This is a genomic window from Geothrix mesophila (assembly GCF_022808835.1).
Classification (GTDB): Bacteria; Acidobacteriota; Holophagae; order Holophagales; family Holophagaceae; genus Geothrix; species Geothrix paludis.
Genome location: NZ_JAKZLD010000001.1, coordinates 1,424,809 through 1,446,720 on the forward strand (window position 1 = coordinate 1,424,809; position 21,912 = coordinate 1,446,720).

A 21,912-nucleotide genomic window follows, 5' to 3' on the forward strand; every position below is an offset into this window, starting at 1 on the left:
CCCGCGGCCCTATCCATCTGGCTCCACCTGTCTCCACCGGAATCCCCATGGCCGACCTCCAATTCAAAGCCCTCCGCAAGTCCTTCGGGGACATCGAGATCCTCCACGGGATCGACCTCGGCATCACGGACGGGGAGTTCGTCGTCTTCGTGGGGCCGTCGGGCTGCGGGAAGTCCACGCTCCTGCGCTGCATCGCCGGCCTGGAGGAGATCACCAGCGGCGAGCTCTACATCGGAGGCCGCCAGGTGAACGAGGTGCCGCCCTCCAAGCGCGGCATCGCCATGGTGTTCCAGAGCTATGCCCTCTACCCCCACATGACCGTGGCCGAGAACATGGCCTTCGGCCTCAAGCTCGCCGGGCGTCCGAAACAGGAGATCACGGAGGCCGTCCAGCGGGCCGCCCAGATCCTCCAGATCGAACCCCTGCTCGATCGCCGTCCGAAGGCGCTGTCGGGGGGACAGCGCCAGCGGGTGGCGATCGGCAGGGCGATCGTGCGGAAGCCCGGCGTCTTTCTCTTCGACGAGCCCCTGTCCAACCTGGATGCCGGCCTGCGCGTGCAGATGCGGGTGGAGCTGGCCCGCCTGCACAAGGACCTGGCCACCACCATGGTCTACGTCACCCACGACCAGGTGGAGGCCATGACCCTGGCCGATCGCATCGTGGTCATCAACGAGGGCCGCATCGAGCAGGTGGGCACGCCCCTGGAGCTCTACCGGCGCCCCTCCAACCGCTTTGTGGCCGGCTTCATCGGCTCGCCCAAGATGAACTTCCTCCCCTGCACGCTGGTCTCCGCGACGGAAGCGCTGGCCACGGTGCGGCTGGAGGATGGCACCCAGGTGACCGCCCAGGTCGACGCCCGGGGCCAGGCCGAGGGCGCGGCGCTCACCTTGGCCATCCGCCCCGAACGCCTCCTGGCCGAGACCGCCTCCGGCGAAGGCACGGCCCGCACCTCCGTGATTGTGTCGGAGCACCTGGGCGACACCGTCTTCCTGTACGTCCATGCCCCCGGCGGCCAGGGCCAGCTCACCGTGAAGGCCCTGCCCGAGACCCCCCTCCGGACCGGCGACGAGACCCACCTCCATTTCCCGGCCAAGCACTGCCACCTGTTCGGCCCGGACGGCCGGGCCTGCACCCGCCTCATCTAGCGTTCTCATCCACCGGACCTTCCGGCCCAACCCAAGGAGACTGTCGTGAGTCATCCATCCACCCTCCGCAAACTGGCGGCCACCACCGCCACCCTGCTCGTCGCCGGCGCCCTGACCGTGGCCCAGGCCGCCGAGAAGGGCAAGCTCCTCATCTGGATCAACGGCGACAAGGGCTACAACGGCCTCCAGAAGGTGGGCGACGAGTTCACCAAGAAGACCGGCGTGAAGGTCGTCGTCGAGCACCCCGAGGACGCCCCCGGCAAGTTCCAGGCGGCCGCCGAAGAGGGCAAGGGGCCCGACATCTGGATCTGGGCCCATGACCGCGTGGGCGAGTGGGCCGACAGTGGCGTCATCAACGCCGTGACCCCCGGCAAGAAGATCAAGGACCAGATCGATGAGAAGGCCTGGCAGGCCTTCACCATCAAGGGGAAGGTGTGGGCCTACCCCGTGGCCATCGAGGCGGTCTCCCTCATCTACAACAAGAACCTGGTCAAGACCCCGCCCAAGACCTTCGAGGAGATCTTCGCCCTCGACAAGAAGTTCGCGGCCCAGGGCAAGAAGGCCATCCTGTGGGACTACACGAACACCTACTTCACCATGCCCATGCTGGCGGCCAACGGCGGCTACGCATTCAAGATGAACGCCGACGGCACCTATGACCAGAAGGACACGGGCGTGAACAACGCCGGGGCCGTCATCGGCGCCGAGTTGCTCACGAAGCTGGTGAAGGAGGGCGTGATGCCCAAGGGCGCCACCTATGCCGACATGGAAGCCCAGATGGCCCAGGGCAAGCTCGCCATGATGATCAGCGGCCCCTGGGCCTGGGACAACCTCAAGAAGGCCAAGATCAACTTCGGCGTGGCCAAGCTCCCCAGCGTGGCCGGCAAGCCCGCCAAGCCTTTCGTGGGCTACATGGGTGCCATGATCACCAAGGCCGCCTCCTCCGCGGGGAACGTGGACATCGCCCGCGAGTTCATCGAGAACAACATGCTGACGCTGAAGGGGCTCGAGACCATCAACGCCGACGTGGCCATCGGCGCCCCCGCCAACAAGGCCGCCTACGCCAAGATGAAGAACGATCCCTTCATCCAGGTCTCCATGGCCAGCGCCACCGATGGCGTCGTCATGCCGAACAACCCCCGCATGGGCCGCTTCTGGGCCGCCATGGTCTCCGCCCTGAACAACATGACCGAAGGCCGCCAGACCCCGAAGGAAGCCCTGGACGCCGCCGCCAAGCGGATCCTCAAGTAGCCGTTCCTCCCGGTGCGGGGCGGGCCTCTGGGTCCGCTCCGCCGCCCGGGGCCCTCCTCCCGATTCGGATCCACCCATGCCCATGCCGCCGGTTCTCAAACGCCTCCTGCCGCCCCTCCTGATGGCCCTCCTGGGACTGGCCGGGCTGTATGTCGTCACCGTGATCTACGCCACCGGTGAGACCCTGCTGGCGGGCGTCATGCTCGTGACCCTGGTCTGTTTCGTGTGGATCTACACCTCGAAGAAGACCTACGCGTACCGGTACCTCTTTCCGGGCATCGGCGCGGCGCTGATCTTCGTCGTCTTCCCGATGCTCTACACCATCCGCATCGGCTTCACGAACTACAGCTCCACGAACCTCCTGACCTTCAAGCGGGCCACCCAGTACCTGCTGGAGGAGACCTACCGGGCCGAGGGCGCCACCTACACGTCCGCGCTTCACGCCGACGGCAGCCGCTGGCGCTTCCACCTGGAGGACGCCGACAGCGGCGCCGCCTTCGCGACGGAGCCCTTCGCCCTGGGCGCCGAGGGGACGCACCTCATCCTGAAGGCCCAGCCCGCCACGGAGCCGCTGCCCGGCGACGAGATGCCCCTCAAGGACCTGATCGACCAGCAGCCCTTCCTCAAGGGCATCACGGTAGCCATGCCCGATGGCGGCCAGGTGCGCATGACCGGCCTGAGGGAGTTCGCGCCCAGCCGGCCCCAGTACGCCCGCAACCCCGACGGCAGCCTCACGAACAACCAGGACCAGAGCATCCTCCGGCCCAACCACAAGACCGGCTTCTACGAGACCGCCGACGGCGAGCAGGTGACGCCGGGCTTCCAGGTGGACATCGGCTGGAAGAACTACGTCCAGATCTTCACGGACACCTCCCTGCGCGAGCCGCTGTGGCGGATCTTCATCTGGACGATCGTCTTCTCGACCCTGACGGTGGTCTTCTGCACCACCCTCGGCATGGTGCTGGCGGTGCTGCTCAGCTGGGAGAACCTGCGGTTCCGGGGACTGTACCGGCTGCTGCTCTTCCTGCCCTACGCGGTGCCGGGCTTCATCTCCATCCTGGTGTTCAAGGGCCTCTTCAACAACAACTTCGGTGAGATCAACCTGGTGCTGAACGGCCTCTTCGGCATCAAGCCCACCTGGTTCTCGGATCCGTTCCTGGCCAAGACGATGATCCTCATCGTCAACACCTGGCTGGGTTTCCCCTACATGATGGTGGTCTGCATGGGCCTCATCAAGGCGATCCCCCAGGACCTCTACGAGGCCTCGGCGGTGGCGGGCGCGGGGCCGATCACCAACTTCTTCAGGATCACGATGCCGCTGATCCTCAAGCCCCTGACGCCGCTGCTCATCTCCTCCTTCGCCTTCAACTTCAACAATTTCGTGCTCATCAACCTCCTGACGGGCGGGCTGCCGGACTTCCTCAACACCTCCACGCCGGCGGGCACCACGGACATCCTCGTGTCCTACACCTACCGCATGGCCTTCCAGGACTCGGGCCAGAAGTTCGGCCTGGGCGCCGCGATCTCCACCGTGGTGTTCCTGATGGTGGCCGTGATCTCGATGATCCAGATCCGGTCCACCCGGATCGCCGAAGACACCAAGCGCTGAGGGGAGACGCCATGGCCATCGTCATCGACAAATCCCAGCGCTGGCGCGTCGTCGCCGCCCACGTGTTCCTGATCTGCCTTTGCGCCCTGGTCATCTTCCCGCTGCTGATGGTGGTCTCCATCTCGCTTCGTCCCGGGAACTTCGCCTCTGGGAGCCTCATCCCCACGACCATCAGCCTCGAGCACTGGCGCTTCGCCCTGGGCCTCCCGGTGACCAACGCCGATGGCCGGGTGATCCTGCCCGACCTGCCCGTGCTGCGCTGGCTGTGGAACTCGGTGAAGGTGGCCACCCTCTCGGCCACCACGGCGGTCCTGCTTTCCACGACCGCCGCCTACGCCTTCGCCCGCATGAAGTTCGCCGGGAAGAAGGCCTCGCTCGTGGGGCTGATGCTGATGCAGATGTTCCCCACGATCCTGGCCCTCATCGCCATCCACTCGATCTTCTCCCGGCTCGGGCACACCTTCCCCGCCTTCGGCATCGATAGCCCCTGGGCGCTGGTCCTCGCCTATTCCGGCGGCATCGCCCTGCACATCTGGACCATCAAGGGCTTCTACGAAACCATCCCGGCCGAGATCGAGGAGGCCGCCACCGTGGACGGGGCCACGCCCTGGCAGGCGTTCTGGCGGGTGCTCCTGCCCATGGCGTTGCCGATCATCATGGTCATCTTCCTGCTGGCCTTCATCGGCGCGGTCAACGAATATCCGGTGGCCTCCATCCTTCTGCGCAGCCAGGACCAGCTCACCATGGCCGCGGGCATGAAGCAGTTCCTCTACCAGCAGAAGTACCTCTGGGGCGATTTCGCGGCCGCTGCCATCCTCTCCGGCCTGCCCATCGCCATCGTCTTCATCCTCGTCCAACGCTGGATGATCTCCGGCCTCACCGCCGGCGCCAACAAGGGCTGAACCGCTTTCCCACCCAACCCGAGGGCCGAGCCCTCCCTTCCCCCAAGGAGTCACGCATGAGCCTCCGCACGACCTTCCTCAAGGCGATCGCCGTGATCGCCCTGATCATCACCCCCGCCCTCGCCGCGCCGCCCGAGGGCAAGATCCAGATCAACTACCACCGCTGCGACGGCAAGTACGAGAAGTGGGGCGTACACCTCTGGAAGAGCCCCAACATGCCCCTGCCCGACATCGAGTGGCCCAACCCCATGATGCCCACCGGCAAGACCGATTTCGGCGTCTTCTGGCAGGTGGACCTCGAGGAGTTCAACACCGGCTCCAAGTCCCAGGTGAACTACATCATCCACAAGGGCGACATCAAGGAGCAGGGCGCCAAGGACATGGCCTTCGACGGCCGCGCCCACAAGGAGATCTGGGTGGTCAACGGCGACCGCACCATCTTCTTCTCCAAGGAAGAGGCCCTGAAGGACCACGTCTGCAAGAAGTAGGGCCTTCAGCCTTCTCACCGTTCATCACCGTTCATCACCGGTTGACCTTCCTTTTCCTCGAACAGAGCGCTCAAGAAAAAGGAACCAGTGATAGACGGTGATGAACGGTGAACAAGAAGGCCTGCCTTGAATCACCGTCATGTTGAATGTTTCTACCCGAGGTCCCATGTTTCCGCTTCAAAGCCGCCCGGCTTTTCGTTCCCTATTGCTGGCGGTTGGACTCGCTGCGACCCACCTGTCCGCACTTGCCCAGGCGCCTGTGGCCGTTCCCGGCACCTTCGCCGAGAACCCCATCGTCTACTTCGTGATGACGGACCGGTTCGTCAACGGTGACCCCTCCAACGACCACGCCTACGGCCGCCAGCGGGAGATGAATCCCAAGGACGACGTGGGCACTTGGCACGGGGGCGACTTCAAGGGTCTCACCCAGAAGCTCAAGGAGGGCTGGTTCAAGGAGCTGGGCGTCAACGCCCTGTGGATCACCGCGCCCTACGAGCAGATCCACGGCTGGGTCCAGGGCGGCCAGCGGGAGTTCAAGCACTACGGCTACCACGGCTACTGGGCCCTGGACTATACGGTGATCGACCAGAACCTGGGCACGGCGGCGGACCTCCGCGAACTGGTGGACACGGCCCACGCCCAGGGCATCCGCGTGCTCTTCGACGTGGTGATGAACCACCCCGGCTACCTCGACATCCAGACCGCCAAGGACCTGAAGGTGGATGTGCTCTGGGAGGGCTGGGAGAAGGACCCGAACCTGCTGCGGAACTACCACAACTACATCGACTACAACTCCTTCAAGTTCGGCGACTGGTGGGGCCGGCCCTGGGTGCGCGCCGGGCTGCCCGGCTACATCGATGGGGGCCGCAACGACCTCACCATGCAGCTGGCCTTCCTGCCGGACTTCCGGACCGAGAGCACCGAGGCCGTGAAGCTCCCGAAGTTCCTGAAGGAGAAGACGGACACGAAGGCGGTGGACCTCGCCAACACCACCGTGCGCGGCTACCTCATCAAGTGGCTCACGGACTGGGTGCGCGAGTACGGCGTGGACGGCTTCCGCTGCGACACGGTGAAGCACGTGGAGCCGGAGGCCTGGGCCGCCCTCAAGACCGAGGCCGTGAAGGCCCTGACGGAGTTCAAGGCCAAGAACCCCACCCGCAAGGTGGACGAGGCCCCCTTCTGGATGGTGGGCGAGTACTGGGGCGCGGGGCCCGAGAAGCACAAGATGACGGGCTTCGGCTTCGACGCCATGATCAACTTCGACTTCCAGCAGCAGGACGGCGCCTTCGCCAAGCCCGAGAAGCTCTTCCGGAGCTACGCCCAGGCCCAGGCCGGCAAGCCCGTCCACATGCTGAACTACCTCTCGTCCCATGACACCGAGCTCTTCGACCGCGCGCGGCTCATCGAGGGGGGCACGGCCCTCCTGCTGGCCCCCGGCGGTGTGCAGATCTTCTACGGCGACGAGACCGCGCGGCCCGAGGGGCCCATGCCCCGCACGGACAAGCAGCAGGCCACCCGCTCGGACATGAACTGGGGCAAGGTGGATGCGAAGGTCCTCGCCCACTGGCGCAAGCTCGGCACCTTCCGGGCCCGCCACCGGGCCTTGGCCACCGGCGAACACAAGCAGCTGGGCGACGCTCCCTACACCTTCAGCCGCGTCGAAGCGGCCAGCGGCGACCACGTGGTGGTGGCCCTGGGCGCCAAGGGCCAGGTGAGCCTGCCCGTGGCCGGCGCGTTCCAGGACGGCGAAACGCTGCGGGACGCCTACACCGGACGCACCGCCACGGTGGCGGCCGGAAAGGTCACGCTGGAGGCCGATGGCGTCGTGCTGCTGGAGCGGGTGCAGGGCGAAGCCCACTGAATTTGACCTCCGCGCCATTCGGCACGAATGGCGCGCTGAACATCGCACAAATCGGGAACGAAGGAGCCTGCATGACCACCAAGAAGCTGCCCCGGGTCGCGTATTTCTGCATGGAATACGCCCTCGAGAGCTCGTTCAAGATCTATTCCGGCGGCCTGGGCATCCTCGCCGGCGACTACCTGAAGGGCGTGAAGGACCACGGCTACCCGATGGTGGGTATCGGCATCCGCTGGAAGCAGGGCTACGGCGAGCAGATGGTGGACCCCTCCACCGGCAAGGTCTACGACGCCTACAAGAACGCCAGCCACGAGTTCCTGGAGGACACCGGCGTCACCGTCGAGGTGGAGATCAAGGGCCGGCCGGTGAAGATCAAGGTCTGGCGTGTGAACAGCTATGGGGTGGACTCCCTCTACCTGCTGGACACGGACATTGAGGAGAACGATGGCGAGGCCCGCTGGATCACGGGCCAGCTCTACGGCTGGTTCGGCGAGGAGCGCGTGGCCCAAGAGATGGTGCTGGGCATCGGCGGCGTCCGCGCCCTCCAGGCCCTCCGCATCAAGCCCGATGTCTACCACTTCAACGAAGGTCACGCCCTGTTCGCGGGTTTCGAGCTGATGCACCAGCGCATGGCCAAGGGTGCCGCCTTCGAGGCCGCCTGGACCAAGACCCGCGAGGAGGTCGTCTTCACCACCCACACGCCCATCGTCCAGGGGAACGAGTCCCATCCCATCGACCGCTTCCTCTACATGGGCGCCAACTTGGGCATGACGAAGGCCCAGCTCAAGCAGCTCGGGGGCAGCCCCTTCAACATGACCGTAGGGGCCCTGCACCTGTCCCGCATCTCCAATGCCGTGGCGGACCTGCACCGCGTCACCTCCAACAAGATGTGGAAGCACATCGAGGGCCGGAGCGAGATCATCGGCATCACCAACGCCATCCATCGCCCCACCTGGGTGGATGCCCGCATGCTCGACCTCGGCGCCGCCTACGATGGCACGAAGAAGGCCAAGGACTCCCTCTGGAAGGCGCACCTGGACAACAAGAAGAAGCTCATCGCCTTCGTGGAGGCCCGCACGGGCGTGAAGCTCGACGCTGACCGGCTCCTCATCGGCTTCTCCCGCCGCGCCGCGCCCTACAAACGCTCGAACTTCATCTTCACCGACCGGAAGTTCATCGAGCCGCTGCTGAAGGGAGGCAAAGTCCAGATCGTCTTCTCCGGGAAGGCCCATCCCCTGGATGACAACGGCAAGCGCATCGTCGAGAACATCCTGGAGATGACGAAGCGGTACCCCGAGAGCGTCGTGTTCCTCGAGAACTACGACATGGAGATCGGCCGCATGCTCACCCGCGGCTCTGACGTGTGGCTGAACAACCCGCGTCGGCCCAAGGAGGCCTCTGGCACCTCCGGCATGAAGGCCGCCATGAACGGTGTGCTCAACCTCTCCATCCTGGACGGCTGGTGGCCCGAGGCCTGCGAACACGGCGTGAACGGCTGGCAGTTCGGCGACGGGTTCGAGAGCGAGGACGAGGCCCTGCTGGACAAGCACGACTTCAAAGCCTTCAAGAAGGTGCTGTCCGACGAGGTGCTGCCCACCTACTACGATCGCCACGACGCCTGGGTGGACATGATGGCCGCCTCGATCCGGAGCACCCGTGATGCCTTCGGTGTCGAGCGCATGCTCGACGAGTACTACAGCCGGATGTACAAGCGGGTCTCCCGCTAGTTCCTCCGCAGGAGGCCCCATGTCCCGAGCCGCCCTGTCTCCCCTGGCCGCCAGCCTGGCCCTCCTGCTCGCCTGCGGAGGTGGAGGCGGTGGGGGAGGGAGCACGAGCCCTTCCAACCCCAGCGCCTCGGCCCTTGATGCGGATCCGAACGCCACGCCGGCCCCTGACGCCAGCTACTACAAGGTGCCCAGCACCTCCCTCGGCCCCGTCTTCGGTCCCGGAACCGTGAGCTTCTCCTACTGGAACCCCAACGCGGCGAGTGTGAGCCTCTGCCTCTACGCCCACTGGAACGACGCCCTGAACGCGCCGGCCGCCACGGTGGCCATGACCCGCGGATCCGGTGGCGTCTGGAGCACCGGGGCCATCGCACTCCCCGCGCAGAGCTTCTATATCTTCAAGGTGGGCGGCGAGTACGTGCTGGATCCCTACGCCAAGTCCATGGCGCAGTGGGTCCGCACGCCCAGCGCCTCGATCACGGGGGACAGCATCGGCAAGGGAGCGATCATCGATCCCGCATCCGTCGGACCGGACGGAGGCTGGACACCCTACGCCGGCGCCTCCTACTACTTCGACGGATCGGCCATGAAGGGGCCGGACGGGGCCACGGCCGCTCCCTACGCCTTCGCCTCCAACCGGGACGCCATCATCTACGAGGCCGGCGTGCGCGACCTCACGGTGGATCCCAACCTCAGCGGTTTCGCCGCCGGGCACACCTGGGGCACCTTCAAGGGGCTGGTGGACCTGCTGCCCCACATCCAGAAGCTGGGCGTCACCCACGTGCAGCTTCTCTGCCCCCTGGAGAACTACACCTACGACCAGACCAAGATCGGCACCCGGGAGCTGGACATCGCCAAGACCTCCGGCGCCAACTACAACTGGGGCTACGATCCCCAGAACTACTTCACGCCCACGGGCATGTACTCGGCGGCCCCCACGGATCCCGTCGCCCGCATCAATGAGCTGAAGACGCTGGTCAACGAGATCCACAAGCAGGGCATGGGCGTCATCCTCGACGTGGTCTACAACCACACCGCCAACAACGCCGTGCTGGGCGATACCGGCATCCAGGGCTACTACTACCGCAGCACCAGCCGGAACGGCGCGGGCAGCCAGGACGTGCGCTCCGAGGCCAAGATGGTGCGGAAGCTCATCGTAGACTCCATCGCCTACTGGGTGCGCGAGTACAAGGTGGACGGCTTCCGCTTCGACCTCATGGGCGTGCTGGACACCCAGACGGTGAAGGCCGCCTATGCCGCGGCCTCGTCGTACAACCCGAAGACCCTCTTCATCGGAGAAGGGTGGAACGGCTTCTACAGCGGGCCCGCCACGGACTACAACGGCGATGCCACCACCGGCGCGGACCAGGGAAACTCAGCCCAGTTTCTGGGCCAGAACGTCGCCATGTTCTCCGACAGCTACCGCCAGGTGTTCAAGAACGGCTACCCCAACGACGGCCAGCCCGCCTTCCTCACGGGCGTCTCCCAGTCCGTGGCCACCCTGTTCTCCAACATCGCCGGCGTCCCCACGAATACCAGCCCGACCTTCGCGCCGGGCTCCACCAGCAACGTGGCCAGCTACCTCACCTGCCACGACAACCTCTGTCTCTATGACGTGCTGGCCATGGCCACCGCCTCGCCCAAGACCGCGGCAGGCGACGCCATCCTCCTCAAGCGGGCCAAGGTGGGCTACGCCGCGCTGCTGACCTCCCAGGGGCTCGCGTTCATCCATGCCGGGGACGAGATGTTCCGGACGAAGGAGACCACCGGGCTGTACGCCAACACCAAATCGAACGGCGGGCGCTACTTCGTGGACAACTCCTACAACGCCTCCGACGCCATCAACCTGGTGGCCTGGTCCCGGGTGTACACAAGCGGCAACCCCCTGGCGGGCGGCTTCACCAACTACGACACGACCCAGAACGGATATCAGCTCTACCGCTACGTCCAAGGACTCATCGCCCTCCGCAAGAACACCAACGCCTTCCGGCTGCCAGACGCCGTGCGGGCCGCCAGCCTGACCAGCCTTCCGGCCTCGGGCGCCGGCAGCAGCGCCCTGGCCTTCGGGTACAAGGCCGTGTCATCGGACGGCACGGGCACCTGGTACGTCTTCCACAACGCCGACACCACCGCGAAGACCTTCACCGCGGACATCGACCTCGCCACGGCCACCCTGGTCGCTGATGGCGCCACCGCCGGAACCACGGCGATCACCGCCTCCACCGGCGTGGCCGTCAGCGGCTCCTCGGTGATTCTGGATCCGCTGACTTCGGCCATCTTCAGGAAATAGTCTTGTACGACGCTTTCAAAAGATAAACGAACACCACGAAGACACCAAGAAAAGCCAAGCCTGGTTATCGGCCTGACCCAGCCAGAAAAGCAAGGAACCGCGAAAGACGCGAAAAGGCGCGAAGCGCGATGGAGATTGGCCACCTGGGCCTTCGGCCCCCAGTCGCGCGTGCGCGGCTGGCCACACGCGGGGCGGGAATGCCAGCTCTTGAAGGCCGCCAAGCCCGCCCCGCGCGTGGAGGCGGAAGGAAGATTGTTCGCCGTTCGCGCGCCCGCAGGGCGATTCGCGTCTTTCGCGGTTCTTGGTGGTCTTGGCGCGTTGGTGGTGGGTAGGCTTACCTTTCTTGCCTTCCCCTTCCCAGGTTCGAGAGAGCGCTACTTCAACTCGACGAAGGCGGCCTCCACCTTCCGGCGCCCGGGAAAGCCGGGCAGGGGATGGCTGGTGCGCTTCGCCAGGCGCCCGTCGAAGAAGTAGGGTCGCAGGACCGCCTTCGGATCCTTGGGGGCGAAGTAGAGGACCGCGGGCTGGTGGTGGAGGGCCTGGGCCGTGAGGTAGCCCACCAGGGCGTGCTCGGCGGAGTGGTAGCCGCTCTTCCACTGGTGGATCTTGGGGCCCTCCCAGGGCTCGAAATCAGGCCCTCCCGCGCCACCCCAGACCTCGTGGCTCACAGGGTCCACCATGCGGCGGAACCAGAAGTCCGCGGTGCGGGGCAGGGGTGCCGCCTGGGCGGGGTCCCGCAGGGCCAGGGTCTCAGCCAGCTGGTCCAGCTCCGCGTAGATCCACCATTCCTTGCCCGAGTCCACGCTGCCATCGCGGCCGAGGCGCGAGCCCCAGGTTCCGGAATCCGGCAGGTAGGCCTGCTTCAGCACGGCCTGGGCGCCGGCGGTGGCGAGGTCGATCAGGGCCTGGTCGTGGGTGAGTCGGCCGATGCGCTCCAGCATCCAGTAGGCCTTGGCCGTGTGGCCGAAGTCCGTGTGGCGGGATCCCAGCCGCTTCTGGGCGGGGTCGTCGATGGTGCCCCAGAACAGGTGGCGGTCGGCGTCGTGGTAGTCCTTCACCATGACCGTTGCGAGGCGCTTCAGGTCGGCGGTCCAGGCCCGGCGCTCCCTGGGAGGCAGCAAGGGCGTGACCAGCAGCAGGTAGGCGTTCACCTGGTCCAGCTGGGCCACCAGCTCCTGGCGGAGCTGATCCTTGTCGGCGTCCTCCTTCACCACCCAGCGCAAGGCCTGCCAGTCCGGGTTCCAGTACTGGGAGAAGATGTGCTCCTTGAGCCGCCGGATGTCCGCCAGCACGGCCTCGTCACGGGTGAGGTACCAGTACATCGCCATGCCCAGCTCCGCGTATGCCAGGTCCTGGCTGGTGCGGGCCAGCACCTCGGGCTTCGGCTCGCCCTTCTCGAACCAGGAGACGGCGCTGCCGGTGGCGGGATCCAGCGCCTTCGACCGGATGAAGGCCACGCCTTCCCGGGCCAGCTCCAGCATCTTCGGGTCGCCGGTCAGGTGGTAGGCCGCGCCGTAGAAATAGGTCTGGCGCGATTTCATGCGGACGTACTCGCGGCCGAACTCGGCCTTGATCCAGCCCGGCGCGTCCGCCAGCTCGGCGGGTGGCTTGGCCCAGTCGACCACCTTGCCGTCGTTGCCGCGGAAGGTGGGGAAGTCGCCCCGGGGCGAGCCCCAGGCATCCGGCAGGTTCCAGAAGGGCAGCAGGTCCTCGCGGAAGTGCCGCAGCCAGCGCTCGCCTGTGGGCAGGTCGGCCGGGACCTGAACTTGGACCTGGGACACCGGGGCCAGCTGCGCCCGGGCCGGGAGCCCGGGGGCGAGGAGCAGGAGGCTCGCGAACAGCACGAGGGGCTTGGACATGGGAACTCCGCCGGGGAACCGGACCAGGATAGCGGTGATCCGGCGGCCCGGACCCTACGCCTACTTCGTGATGACCCGCACCATCTCCAGGAGCTTGCTGGAGTAGCCCCACTCGTTGTCGTACCAGGCCACGAGCTTGACGAAGGTGCCGTCCAGGGCCATGCCGGCGTCGGCGTCGAAGACGCAGGTGCAGCTCTCGCCGCGGAAGTCCGTGGAGACCACCTTCCGGTCCGTGTAGCCCAGGATCCCCTTCATGGGGCCCTCGGAGGCGGCCTTCATGGCGGCGCAGATGGCCTCGTACGTGGTCTCCGTCTTCAGCTCAGCGGTGAGGTCCACCACGGAGACATCCGAGGTGGGCACGCGGAAGGACACGCCCGTGAGCTTCTTGTTCAGCTCGGGGATCACCTTGCCCACGGCCTTCGCCGCGCCGGTGCTGCTGGGGATGATGTTTTCCAGGATGCCCCGGCCCCCGCGCCAGTCGCGGTGGCTGAGGCCGTCCACGGTGCGCTGGGAGGCGGTGGCGGCATGCACGGTGGTCATGAGGCCGCGCTTGATGCCGAAGGTGTCGTTCAGCACCTTGGCCAGGGGCGCCAGGCAGTTGGTGGTGCAGGAGGCGTTGGAGACGATGGCCTGTCCGGCGTAGGTGTCGTGGTTCACGCCGTAGACGAACATGGGCGTGGCGTCCTTGCTGGGCGCGGAGAGCACCACCTTCTTGGCCCCGGCGGCCAGGTGCTTCGAGGCCAGCTCCTCTGTGAGGAAGAGGCCGGTGGCCTCCACCACGATGTCCACACCCGCCTCGTTCCAGCGCAGGGCCGCCGGGTCCTTCTCGGCGGTGAGGCGGATCTTCCGGCCGTCCACCACCAGGTGTCCGTCCTCGAGGGAGATCTTGCCCCGGAAGCGGCCGTGCACCGAGTCATAGCGCAGCAGGTAGCCGAGGTAGTCGGGCTCCAGCAGATCGTTGATAGCCACCACCTCCAGGTCCGGGAAGTCCTGCGCGGCGGCGCGGAACACCATGCGGCCGATGCGGCCGAATCCATTGATGCCGATCTTGAGGGTCATGAAAAGCTCCTGAGTGAAGGGGTCAGCGGAGCGCCGCGGCCTCGCGGGCCAGCCGGGTGACGGCGGCCCAGTCGCCGGCGTCCATGAGGGTTTTCGGGGCGAGCCAGGAGCCGCCCACGCAGACCACGTTGGGCTGGGCCAGGTAGGCGGCGGCAGTGGCGGGGTTGATGCCGCCGGTGGGGCAGAAGGCGAGGTCGCGGAAGGGGCCGGCCAGGGCCTTGAGCATGGGGATGCCGCCCGCCGGCTCGGCGGGGAAGAGCTTGAGGAAGCGGAAGCCCGCATCCATGGCGGCCATCACCTCCGTGGGCGTCATGACGCCCGGCAGCAGGGGCAGGCCCGAGCCGGCGGCCGCCTCCAGCAAGGGGCGGGTGAGGCCGGGGCTTACGGCGAAGGCCGCGCCCGCGTCCGCCACCTGTCGCAGGGCCTCAGGCGTGGTCACGGTGCCGGCGCCCACGTGGGCCTGGGGGAAGGCCCGGCGGATCTGCCGGATGGCCTCCAGTGCCACGGGGGTGCGCAGGGTGACCTCCAGGGTGGGGATGCCACCCTCCAGCAGGGCCGCGGCCAGGGGCAGGGCCTGGTCCAGGCGGTCCAGGGCGATGACCGGCATCACCGGCGCGGCGCGGAGGATGGTCTCGAGGGAGGCGCTCATGGCCGGCTCCGGTCGAAGGCCTCGCCGAAGGAGGTGGCCCCGGCCTCGGCCTCGGTGGCGTGGGCCCGGAAGAGCCCGAACAGCTCGCGGCCCGTACCGTGGTCGTGGCGCGCGGGCAGGGCGGCCAAGGGGCGTGCGGCCCAGTCGGCCGGGTCCACCTTCACCTCCAGCAGGCCCCGCTCGGCGTCCAGCTCGATGAGGTCGCCGTCGCGCAGCTTCGCCAAGGGGCCACCGGCCAGGGCCTCGGGGGAGAGGTGGATGGCCGCGGGCACCTTGCCCGAGGCGCCCGACATGCGGCCGTCGGTGACCAGGGCCACGTGGAAGCCCTGGTCCTGGAGGTTGGCCAGAGTCGGGGTGAGCTGGTGCAGCTCAGGCATGCCGTTGGCCCGGGGGCCCTGGAAGCGCACCACGGCCACGAGGTCGCCGGTGAGGCTCCCGGCTTTGTAGGCGGCCTGCAGGGCCTCCTGGCTGTCGAAGACCCGGGCAGGCGCCACCACGCGGCGATGCCCGGGCTTCACAGCCGAGACCTTGATGACGGAGCGCCCCAGGTTGCCCGTGAGCAGGCGCAGGCCGCCGTTGGGATCGAAGGGCCGCGCCATGGGGCGCAGCACGGACTCGTCGCCGCTCTCCGCTGGGGCGTCCCGCCAGACCAGCTCGCCGGCCTCCAGGGCCGGAGCCTGGGTGTAGGGCCGCAGGCCCGGCCCCGCCACGGTCAGCACGTCGCCGTGCAGCAGGCCCGCGTCCAGCAGCTCCCGGATGAGGAAGCCCATGCCTCCGGCGCGGTGGAAGGCGTTCACGTCCGCCTGGCCGTTGGGGTAGGCCCGCACCAGGAGGGGCACGTGGGCGGAGAGTTCGTCGAAGTCGCTCCAGTCGATGACGATGCCCGCGGCCCGGGCGATGGCCACCAGGTGCAGGGTGTGGTTGGTGGAGCCGCCCGTGGCCAGCAGACCCACCATGCCGTTCACGATGGCGCGCTCGTCGATCACCAGGCCCAGGGGCGTGTACTCGGCGCCGCCTTCCACCAGGGCGGCGGCGCGGGCGGCGGCGCGGCGCGTGAGCGCCTCCCGCAGGGGCGTGCCCGTGGGCACGAAGGAGGCGCCCGGAAGGTGCAGTCCCATCACTTCCATGAGCATCTGGTTGCTGTTGGCGGTGCCGTAGAAGGTGCAGGTGCCGGGCGCCCAGTAGGCGGCGCCCTCGGCGGCCAGCAGCTCCTCTCGGGTGGCTTGGCCGGCGTTGTACCGCTGGCGGACTCTGGCCTTCTCCTCGTTGGAGAGGCCGCTGGGCATGGGGCCGCCGGGCACGAAGACCACGGGCAGGTGCCCGAACTGGAGGGCCCCGATGAGCAGGCCCGGCACGATCTTGTCGCAGACGCCCAGGCAGAGGGCCGCGTCGAAGACGTTGTGGGAGAGCGCCACCGCCGTGGCCATGGCGATGACGTCCCGGGAGAAGAGGGACAGCTCCATGCCCGGCTGGCCCTGGGTGATGCCGTCGCACATGGCCGGCACGCCGCCGGCCACCTGGGCCGTGGCGCCGGCCTCGCGGGCGGCCTCCTTGATCCAGGCGGGGAAGGCCCCCAGCGGCTGGTGGGCCGAGAGCATGTCGTTGTAGGCGGTGACGATGCCCAGGTTCGGTTCGCGGCCCTCCTTCAGCGCGGCTTTGTCGGCGCCGGCGGCGGCGAAGGTGTGGGCCAAGTTGGCGCAGGAGACGTCGCAGCGGTGCGGACGGGCCGCCCCGGTCTCCCGGAGCTGGGCCAGGTAGGCCTCCCGGCCCGCGTGGCTGCGCTGTCGGATGCGGTCCGTGAGGGCGGAAACGTGGGCGTTCAGGGCCATGGGGAGGTTCCTTCCCGGAGTCCCGGTGGACCGGGTGTATGTAACATTATTACTTTTTGTAACCGGTTGCATAAAAAAAGTCGTAGTATTTCTACATCCGGAGATCCCATGAGAACCCTGCCCGATTTCGACATGGTGCTGTTCGGCGGGACCGGCGACCTGGCCATGCGCAAGCTGCTGCCCGCGCTCTACCAGCAGGTGAAGGCGGGAACCGTGAGCCCGGGTTCCCGGATCCTCGCCGCGGCGCGCCGGTCGCTCACCCGGGAGGCCTTCCTGGAGTTGGCCGAGACGAGCTGCAAGCCCTTCCTGGGCGCGGACTACGACACCGTCACCTGGGCCTCCTTCGCGGAGCGCATCAGCTACTTCCCCATGGACGTCCAGTCCGAGGACAGCTACGGGCCGCTGGGCGCGGCGCTGGGTCAGCATCCCGACCGCATCCGCGTCTTCTACTACTCCACCTCGCCGGACTTCTTCGCGGCCATCTCCGCCCACCTGGGCGGGGCGGGCCTCATCACGGCGCATTCGCGTGTGGTGGTGGAGAAACCCCTGGGCCACGACCTGGAGTCGTCGCGGGAGATCAACGACGCGGTGGGACGGCACTTCACGGAACGCCAGATCTTCCGCATCGACCACTACCTGGGCAAGGAACCGGTGCAGAACCTGCTGGCCCTGCGCTTCGCCAACGTGCTCTTCGAGCCGCTCTGGCGCCGGGAGTGGGTGCAGGACGTGCAGATCACCGTGGCCGAGCAGCTGGGCGTGGAGGGCCGGGGCGACTTCTACGAGGGCACCGGCGCCCTGCGGGACATGCTGCAGAACCACCTGCTCCAGCTGCTCTGCATCGTGGCCATGGAGCCGCCCACGGCCAGCGATCCCGACGCGGTGCGCGACGAGAAGCTCAAGGTGCTGCGCTCCCTGCGCGCCTTCACGCCCCAGGACGTGGCCGCGAAGACCGTGCGGGGCCAGTACAAGGCCGGCGCCGTGGGGGGGCGGCCCGTGGCCGGCTACGTGGAGGAGCCGGGCGTGGCCCCGGAGAGCCGCACGGAGACCTTCGTGGCCGCGAAGGCGGAGATCGACACCTGGCGCTGGGCCGGCGTGCCCTTCTTCCTCCGCACCGGCAAGCGCATGCCCGAGAAGCTGGCGGAGATCGTCATCAACTTCCGCCAGGTGCCCCACTTCATCTTCGGCGAGGCCGCCCACGGCACCCGGGCCAACCGCCTCGTCATCCGCATGCAGCCGGACGAGAGCATGCGCCTCTACCTGGTGGCCAAGCAGCCCGGCGACGCCATGGCCCTCCATCCGGTGAACCTCAACCTCGACTTCGCCGAGTCCTTCCGCGCGCGGCGCCTGGAGGCCTACGAGCGGCTGCTGCTGGACGCCATCCGCGGACGCCTCACGCTCTTCGTGCGCCGCGACGAGCAGGAGGCGGCTTGGCGCTGGGTGGAGCCCATCCTCGACAGCTGGGCCGCCAGCGAGGACCGGCCCAAGTCCTACACCGCCGGAAGCTGGGGCCCCGCGGCCTCCAGCGCCCTGCTCTCGCGGGACGGCCTGGCCTGGTCCGAGGAGGACTAGGTGTTCTCCCTACGCGAGCATGCCGACCAGGCCTCGCTCACCGCGGCCCTGGCCCAGGACGTCGCGCGGCGTCTCAAGGAGGATCTTGCGCACGAGGATCGAACGGTGCTCGTGGTCTCCGGAGGCCGCAGTCCCGTGCCCCTCTTCCAGGCGCTGTCCCGGCTGGCGCTGCCCTGGGAGCGCGTGACGGTCACGCTGGCCGACGAGCGGTGGGTGCCGGCGGATCATCCCGATAGCAACGAGGCCCTGGTGCGGGACCACCTCCTGCAGAGCCGTGCGGCCGCGGCGGGGTTCGTGCCCCTGTTCACGGGGGACGCCGGGCCGGAGCAGGGCGCCCCTGCTGTCTGCGCCGCGCTCGCGGAGCTGCCCCGGCCGTTCAGCCGGGTGATCCTCGGCATGGGCGAAGACGGGCACATCGCCTCGCTGTTCCCGGGGGCCGCGGAGCTGGACGAGGGCCTGACCACGGAAGCCGCGGCGCTGGCCGTGCATCCCCCCCACGCGCCCCACCCGCGCCTCAGCCTCTCCCTGCGCGCCCTGCTGGACGCCCGCGACCTCGTGCTGATGATCTCAGGTCCGGCCAAGCGCCGTGTGCTGGAGCGGGCGCTGGAGGACGGGCCGGTGGAGGATCTGCCCGTGCGGGCCATCCTGCGCCAGACTGCGGTGCCGGTCTCGGTATGCTGGGCGCCATGAGCCTCCTGACCCGCATCCAGGCCCTCCTGCCGGAGCTGCCGCCCTCGGAACGGCGCGTGGCGGACCTGGTGCTCCACCACCCGGTGGAGGTGGTCTCCGCCCCCATCTCGCGGATCGCCGCCCTGGCCGACGTGAGCCAGCCCACGGTCATCCGGTTCTGCCGCCGCCTCAGGTTCCCGGGCCTGCCCGGCTTCAAGCTGAAGCTGGCGGGCGATCTGGGCGCCGGCATCCCCTTCGTCCACGACCGCCTGGCGGCCGGCGACGGCATGGACCGCCTGATCTCGAAGGTCTTCGATAGCGCGCTGGCGGGCCTGGCGAGGGGACGCGACGCCCTGCGGCCGGAGCGGCTCGCCCGGGCCGTGGAGGCCCTCGACCGGGCCAGCCGCATCGAGTGCTATGGCCTGGGCAACTCCGCCGTCACCGCCCAGGACGCCCAGATGAAGCTGTTCCGCATGGGGACGCCCACGGTGGCCTGCACGGATTCCCAGATGCAGCGCGTGGCCGCGGCCCTGCTGCCCGCCGACGCGGTGGTGCTGGCCATCTCCAACTCGGGGCGCACCCGGAACCTGCTGGAGGTCGTCGCCCTGGCGCGGAAATCCGGCGCCACGGTCATCGCCCTCACGCGCTCGGGCACGCCCCTGGCGGAGGCCGCAGACCTGCTGCTGCCCGCGGACGTTCAGGAGAACCCCGAGGTCTACGCGCCCATGGTGGCCCGGCTCGTCCACCTGGCCATCATCGACGTGCTCACCGTGGCCCTGGCCCTGCGCAAGGGCCCCGCGGCCATCACGCGGATGGAAGCCGCCAAGGCGTCCCTCCAGGCCACCCGGGAACCCCGGTAGGGCGGGACTTCGGGCTATGCTTCCGGGACGGATCCGACCGCACACCACCAAGGGGGAAGCATGCGACACAGGAGCGAAGTGATGCGGGCGCCGATGTTGAGGCCGGTGCTGATGCTGGTGCTGATGGCGGCCCTGCTCCCGGGCCTGTCCGTCCGGGCGGCCGACCCGGGACGGACCCAGTGGAAGCTGGCCAACTTCACCTGGGTGAACCGGGTTCCGGCCGAGGTGGGAGTCGCCGCCAACGGCCATCCGGCCCAGGTCTCCCAGGCCGTGCTCCAGAAGGCCCTGGGCGCCGTGATGGCGCAGGTGGACGGGGCCGACACGCCCCTCTTCGAGCCCAAGGAGGCCGCCGCGCTCGCCAAGGCCCTGGAGGAGGCCTTCGCCGCCGCCCGGCCGTCGGAGGATCTGGTCCTGCTGAGCACCCAGCGGCGGGGCGGGCACTTCATGGATCCCGCCCTGGCCGTGACGGCGCGGCTCTTCGTGAAGGCGGGGGCCCTCAACCTGATCGTCCACGATGCCCGGCTCGACTTCATGGACCGCTATTCCGCGGACCGCACGCTGCCCACCTTCGCCTACGGGTCGCGGACGGCGGGCACCGCCGTGTCCCTCAAGGCCGAGGGCGCCACGAACCTCCGGTCCGACTGGCTGGCCATCCCCCTCGCGGTGACGCCAGCGGCCACCGCACTGGCACCCGCGCCCACACCCGCACCCGCCTCGCTGCTGGCACCCGGATCGGCGGCATCGTCTCCTCAGGCGGCCGTGCCCGCGGCCCCGAAGCCGGATCAGGATTTCTACGACCTCCAGTACCAGCGCCTCAAGGCCCTGAAGCGCCTGCGGGATGAGAACCTGATCTCCGAGGCCGAATACCAGGAGAAGCGCCAGGCCATCCTGAAGACGCTCTGAGGCCGCCCGGAGACCGCCGGGTCCTGGCGGGCGCGGCTTCGCGATACCCTGTGGGGATCCTCCGGAGTCCGCCATGTCCACCTACATCCTGTCTGCGACCCGCACCGCCGTCGGTTCCTTCGGGGGCGGCCTGAAGCCGCTGAATGCTGTGCAGATGGGCGCCCTCGCCATCACGGAGGCCCTGAAGCGGGCCGGCGTGGCGCCGGAGGCCGTGGGCGACGTGGTGATGGGCAACGTCCTCCAGGCCGGCAGCGGCCAGAATGTCGCCCGCCTCGCCGCCCTCAAGGCGGGCCTGCCCTTCTCGACCCCCGCCCACACGCCGAACCAGGTGTGCGGCTCGGGCCTCAAGGCCATCGCCCTGGGCGCCCAGTCCATCGCCATGGGCGACGCGGACCTGGTGGTGGCCGGCGGCACGGAAAGCATGTCCAACGCGCCCTACCTGCTGCCCGCCGCCCGTTGGGGCGCGCGCATGGGCAACGCCCAGCTCATCGACAGCATGATCCAGGACGGCCTCTGGTGTGGCCACGGCGACACCCACATGGGCATCACCGCCGAGAACGTGGCCGCCAAGCACGGCATCACCCGCGAGGCCCAGGATGCCTTCTCCCTCGCCAGCCAGCAGAAGGCCGCCGCCGCCCAGACCGCGGGGGCCTTCGACCGCGAGGTGTTCACCGTCACTCTGGCGGGCAAGAAGGGCGATGTCCTCTTCAACCGCGACGAGTACATCAAGGCCGACGCCTCCGCCGAGGGCCTGGCCAAGCTCAAGCCGGCCTTCAAGAAGGACGGCACCGTGACCGCCGGCAACGCCAGTGGCATCAACGATGGCGCCGGCGCCCTGGTGCTGGCCTCCGAGGCCGCCGCCAAGGCCCACCGGCCCATCGCCCGCATCCTCGGCTTCGCCCAGGCCGGCGTGGATCCCGCCACCATGGGCCTGGGCCCCGTGCCCGCCATCCAGAAGCTGCTGGCGAAGACCGGCGTGAAGCTGACGGACATCGACCTCTTCGAGCTGAACGAAGCCTTCGCCGCCCAGAGCCTGGGTGTGCTGGCCGAGCTGCCGGAGATCGACCCCGCCAAAGTCAACCGCCGCGGCGGCGCCATCGCCATCGGCCACCCCATTGGGGCCAGCGGCACCCGGATCCTCGTCACCCTCCTCCACCTGCTCCAGGACGAGAACAAGAAGCTCGGCCTCGCCGCCCTCTGCGTCGGCGGCGGCCAGGGCGTGGCCATGCTGGTGGAGCGGTTGTAGGC

General features: G+C 68.4%; 17 protein-coding genes. 13 read left to right on the top strand and 4 right to left on the bottom strand.

Translation table 11 applies throughout. The features are described 5' to 3' along the window. Positions 1–47 precede the first annotated feature (47 nt). From MLG87_RS06470 to MLG87_RS06505, 8 genes are all read left to right on the top strand, one after another. Positions 48–1,145, top strand: a complete 1,098-nt coding sequence (locus MLG87_RS06470; RefSeq protein ID WP_243294368.1) for an ABC transporter ATP-binding protein — start codon at positions 48–50, stop codon at positions 1,143–1,145. Between the two features lie 45 nt (positions 1,146–1,190). Next, a complete protein-coding gene (malE, locus tag MLG87_RS06475; protein ID WP_243294369.1) occupies positions 1,191–2,396 on the top strand; it encodes a maltose/maltodextrin ABC transporter substrate-binding protein MalE in 1,206 nt (401 codons plus the stop codon). Between the two features lie 76 nt (positions 2,397–2,472). After that, positions 2,473–4,005, top strand: coding sequence for a maltose ABC transporter permease MalF (gene malF / locus MLG87_RS06480; protein ID WP_243294370.1), 1,533 nt, complete (start codon positions 2,473–2,475; stop codon positions 4,003–4,005). Positions 4,006–4,016: 11 nt separating this feature from the next. Next, positions 4,017–4,907 (top strand): maltose ABC transporter permease MalG, encoded by an 891-nt coding sequence (gene malG / locus MLG87_RS06485; RefSeq protein WP_243294371.1) that lies wholly within the window; start codon positions 4,017–4,019, stop codon positions 4,905–4,907. Positions 4,908–4,963: 56 nt separating this feature from the next. After that, positions 4,964–5,395, top strand: coding sequence for a pullulanase-associated domain-containing protein (locus MLG87_RS06490; protein ID WP_243294372.1), 432 nt, complete (start codon positions 4,964–4,966; stop codon positions 5,393–5,395). Between the two features lie 205 nt (positions 5,396–5,600). Continuing rightward, positions 5,601–7,256, top strand: a complete 1,656-nt coding sequence (locus MLG87_RS06495) for an alpha-amylase family glycosyl hydrolase (protein ID WP_243294373.1) — start codon at positions 5,601–5,603, stop codon at positions 7,254–7,256. Between the two features lie 71 nt (positions 7,257–7,327). Further along, complete coding sequence (glgP, locus tag MLG87_RS06500; protein WP_243294374.1) at positions 7,328–8,980, top strand: alpha-glucan family phosphorylase; 1,653 nt, start codon at positions 7,328–7,330, stop codon at positions 8,978–8,980. A 19-nt stretch (positions 8,981–8,999) separates the two neighbouring features. Then, positions 9,000–11,267: an alpha-amylase family glycosyl hydrolase gene (locus MLG87_RS06505; RefSeq protein ID WP_243294375.1), complete on the top strand. Its 2,268-nt coding sequence runs from the start codon at positions 9,000–9,002 to the stop codon at positions 11,265–11,267. Positions 11,268–11,641: 374 nt separating this feature from the next. Here MLG87_RS06505 and MLG87_RS06510 read toward each other — a convergent pair whose 3' ends face one another. From MLG87_RS06510 to edd, 4 genes are read right to left on the bottom strand one after another with little or no spacing between them, the layout of a single operon-like run. After that, positions 11,642–13,126: an AGE family epimerase/isomerase gene (locus tag MLG87_RS06510; protein WP_243294376.1), complete on the bottom strand. Its 1,485-nt coding sequence runs from the start codon at positions 13,124–13,126 to the stop codon at positions 11,642–11,644. Positions 13,127–13,186: 60 nt separating this feature from the next. Continuing rightward, the gene (gap, locus tag MLG87_RS06515; RefSeq protein WP_243294377.1) at positions 13,187–14,185 is read right to left on the bottom strand and encodes a type I glyceraldehyde-3-phosphate dehydrogenase; all 999 of its coding nucleotides are present in this window, start codon (positions 14,183–14,185) and stop codon (positions 13,187–13,189) included. Between the two features lie 22 nt (positions 14,186–14,207). Further along, positions 14,208–14,834 (bottom strand): bifunctional 4-hydroxy-2-oxoglutarate aldolase/2-dehydro-3-deoxy-phosphogluconate aldolase, encoded by a 627-nt coding sequence (locus MLG87_RS06520; RefSeq protein ID WP_243294378.1) that lies wholly within the window; start codon positions 14,832–14,834, stop codon positions 14,208–14,210. Beyond that, the gene (gene edd, locus MLG87_RS06525) at positions 14,831–16,663 is read right to left on the bottom strand and encodes a phosphogluconate dehydratase (protein ID WP_243294379.1); all 1,833 of its coding nucleotides are present in this window, start codon (positions 16,661–16,663) and stop codon (positions 14,831–14,833) included. Before edd ends, MLG87_RS06520 begins: the two co-directional genes overlap by 4 nt. A gap of 108 nt (positions 16,664–16,771) precedes the next feature. On the opposite strand from edd, the gene zwf reads away from it, so the two are divergent. The 5 genes from zwf (at position 16,772) to MLG87_RS06550 (ending at position 21,910) form a co-directional block, all read left to right on the top strand. Then, positions 16,772–18,232 (top strand): glucose-6-phosphate dehydrogenase, encoded by a 1,461-nt coding sequence (gene zwf, locus MLG87_RS06530; protein WP_243294380.1) that lies wholly within the window; start codon positions 16,772–16,774, stop codon positions 18,230–18,232. Further along, a complete protein-coding gene (pgl, locus tag MLG87_RS06535) occupies positions 18,233–18,922 on the top strand; it encodes a 6-phosphogluconolactonase (RefSeq protein ID WP_243294381.1) in 690 nt (229 codons plus the stop codon). It abuts the gene before it with no gap. Further along, positions 18,919–19,761 carry an SIS domain-containing protein gene (locus tag MLG87_RS06540; protein WP_243294382.1) on the top strand — a complete coding sequence of 281 codons (843 nt, stop codon included), beginning with the start codon at positions 18,919–18,921 and terminating at the stop codon, positions 19,759–19,761. Before pgl ends, MLG87_RS06540 begins: the two co-directional genes overlap by 4 nt. A gap of 60 nt (positions 19,762–19,821) precedes the next feature. After that, the gene (locus MLG87_RS06545) at positions 19,822–20,664 is read left to right on the top strand and encodes an SHOCT domain-containing protein (RefSeq protein WP_243294383.1); all 843 of its coding nucleotides are present in this window, start codon (positions 19,822–19,824) and stop codon (positions 20,662–20,664) included. A 73-nt stretch (positions 20,665–20,737) separates the two neighbouring features. Then, complete coding sequence (locus MLG87_RS06550; RefSeq protein ID WP_243294384.1) at positions 20,738–21,910, top strand: thiolase family protein; 1,173 nt, start codon at positions 20,738–20,740, stop codon at positions 21,908–21,910. Positions 21,911–21,912 lie beyond the last annotated feature (2 nt).

Bases quoted from the DNA above. Each gene is read 5' to 3' on its own strand.
- MLG87_RS06470 (WP_243294368.1), top strand. From the start codon at position 48: ATGGCCGACCTCCAATTCAAAGCCCTCCGCAAGTCCTTCGGGGACATC.
- malF (WP_243294370.1), top strand. From the start codon at position 2,473: ATGCCCATGCCGCCGGTTCTCAAACGCCTCCTGCCGCCCCTCCTGATG.
- malG (WP_243294371.1), top strand. From the start codon at position 4,017: ATGGCCATCGTCATCGACAAATCCCAGCGCTGGCGCGTCGTCGCCGCC.
- MLG87_RS06490 (WP_243294372.1), top strand. From the start codon at position 4,964: ATGAGCCTCCGCACGACCTTCCTCAAGGCGATCGCCGTGATCGCCCTG.
- glgP (WP_243294374.1), top strand. From the start codon at position 7,328: ATGACCACCAAGAAGCTGCCCCGGGTCGCGTATTTCTGCATGGAATAC.
- MLG87_RS06505 (WP_243294375.1), top strand. From the start codon at position 9,000: ATGTCCCGAGCCGCCCTGTCTCCCCTGGCCGCCAGCCTGGCCCTCCTG.
- MLG87_RS06510 (WP_243294376.1), bottom strand. From the start codon at position 13,126: ATGTCCAAGCCCCTCGTGCTGTTCGCGAGCCTCCTGCTCCTCGCCCCC.
- gap (WP_243294377.1), bottom strand. From the start codon at position 14,185: ATGACCCTCAAGATCGGCATCAATGGATTCGGCCGCATCGGCCGCATG.
- MLG87_RS06520 (WP_243294378.1), bottom strand. From the start codon at position 14,834: ATGAGCGCCTCCCTCGAGACCATCCTCCGCGCCGCGCCGGTGATGCCG.
- edd (WP_243294379.1), bottom strand. From the start codon at position 16,663: ATGGCCCTGAACGCCCACGTTTCCGCCCTCACGGACCGCATCCGACAG.
- zwf (WP_243294380.1), top strand. From the start codon at position 16,772: ATGAGAACCCTGCCCGATTTCGACATGGTGCTGTTCGGCGGGACCGGC.
- MLG87_RS06540 (WP_243294382.1), top strand. From the start codon at position 18,919: ATGAGCCTCCTGACCCGCATCCAGGCCCTCCTGCCGGAGCTGCCGCCC.
- MLG87_RS06545 (WP_243294383.1), top strand. From the start codon at position 19,822: ATGCGACACAGGAGCGAAGTGATGCGGGCGCCGATGTTGAGGCCGGTG.
- MLG87_RS06550 (WP_243294384.1), top strand. From the start codon at position 20,738: ATGTCCACCTACATCCTGTCTGCGACCCGCACCGCCGTCGGTTCCTTC.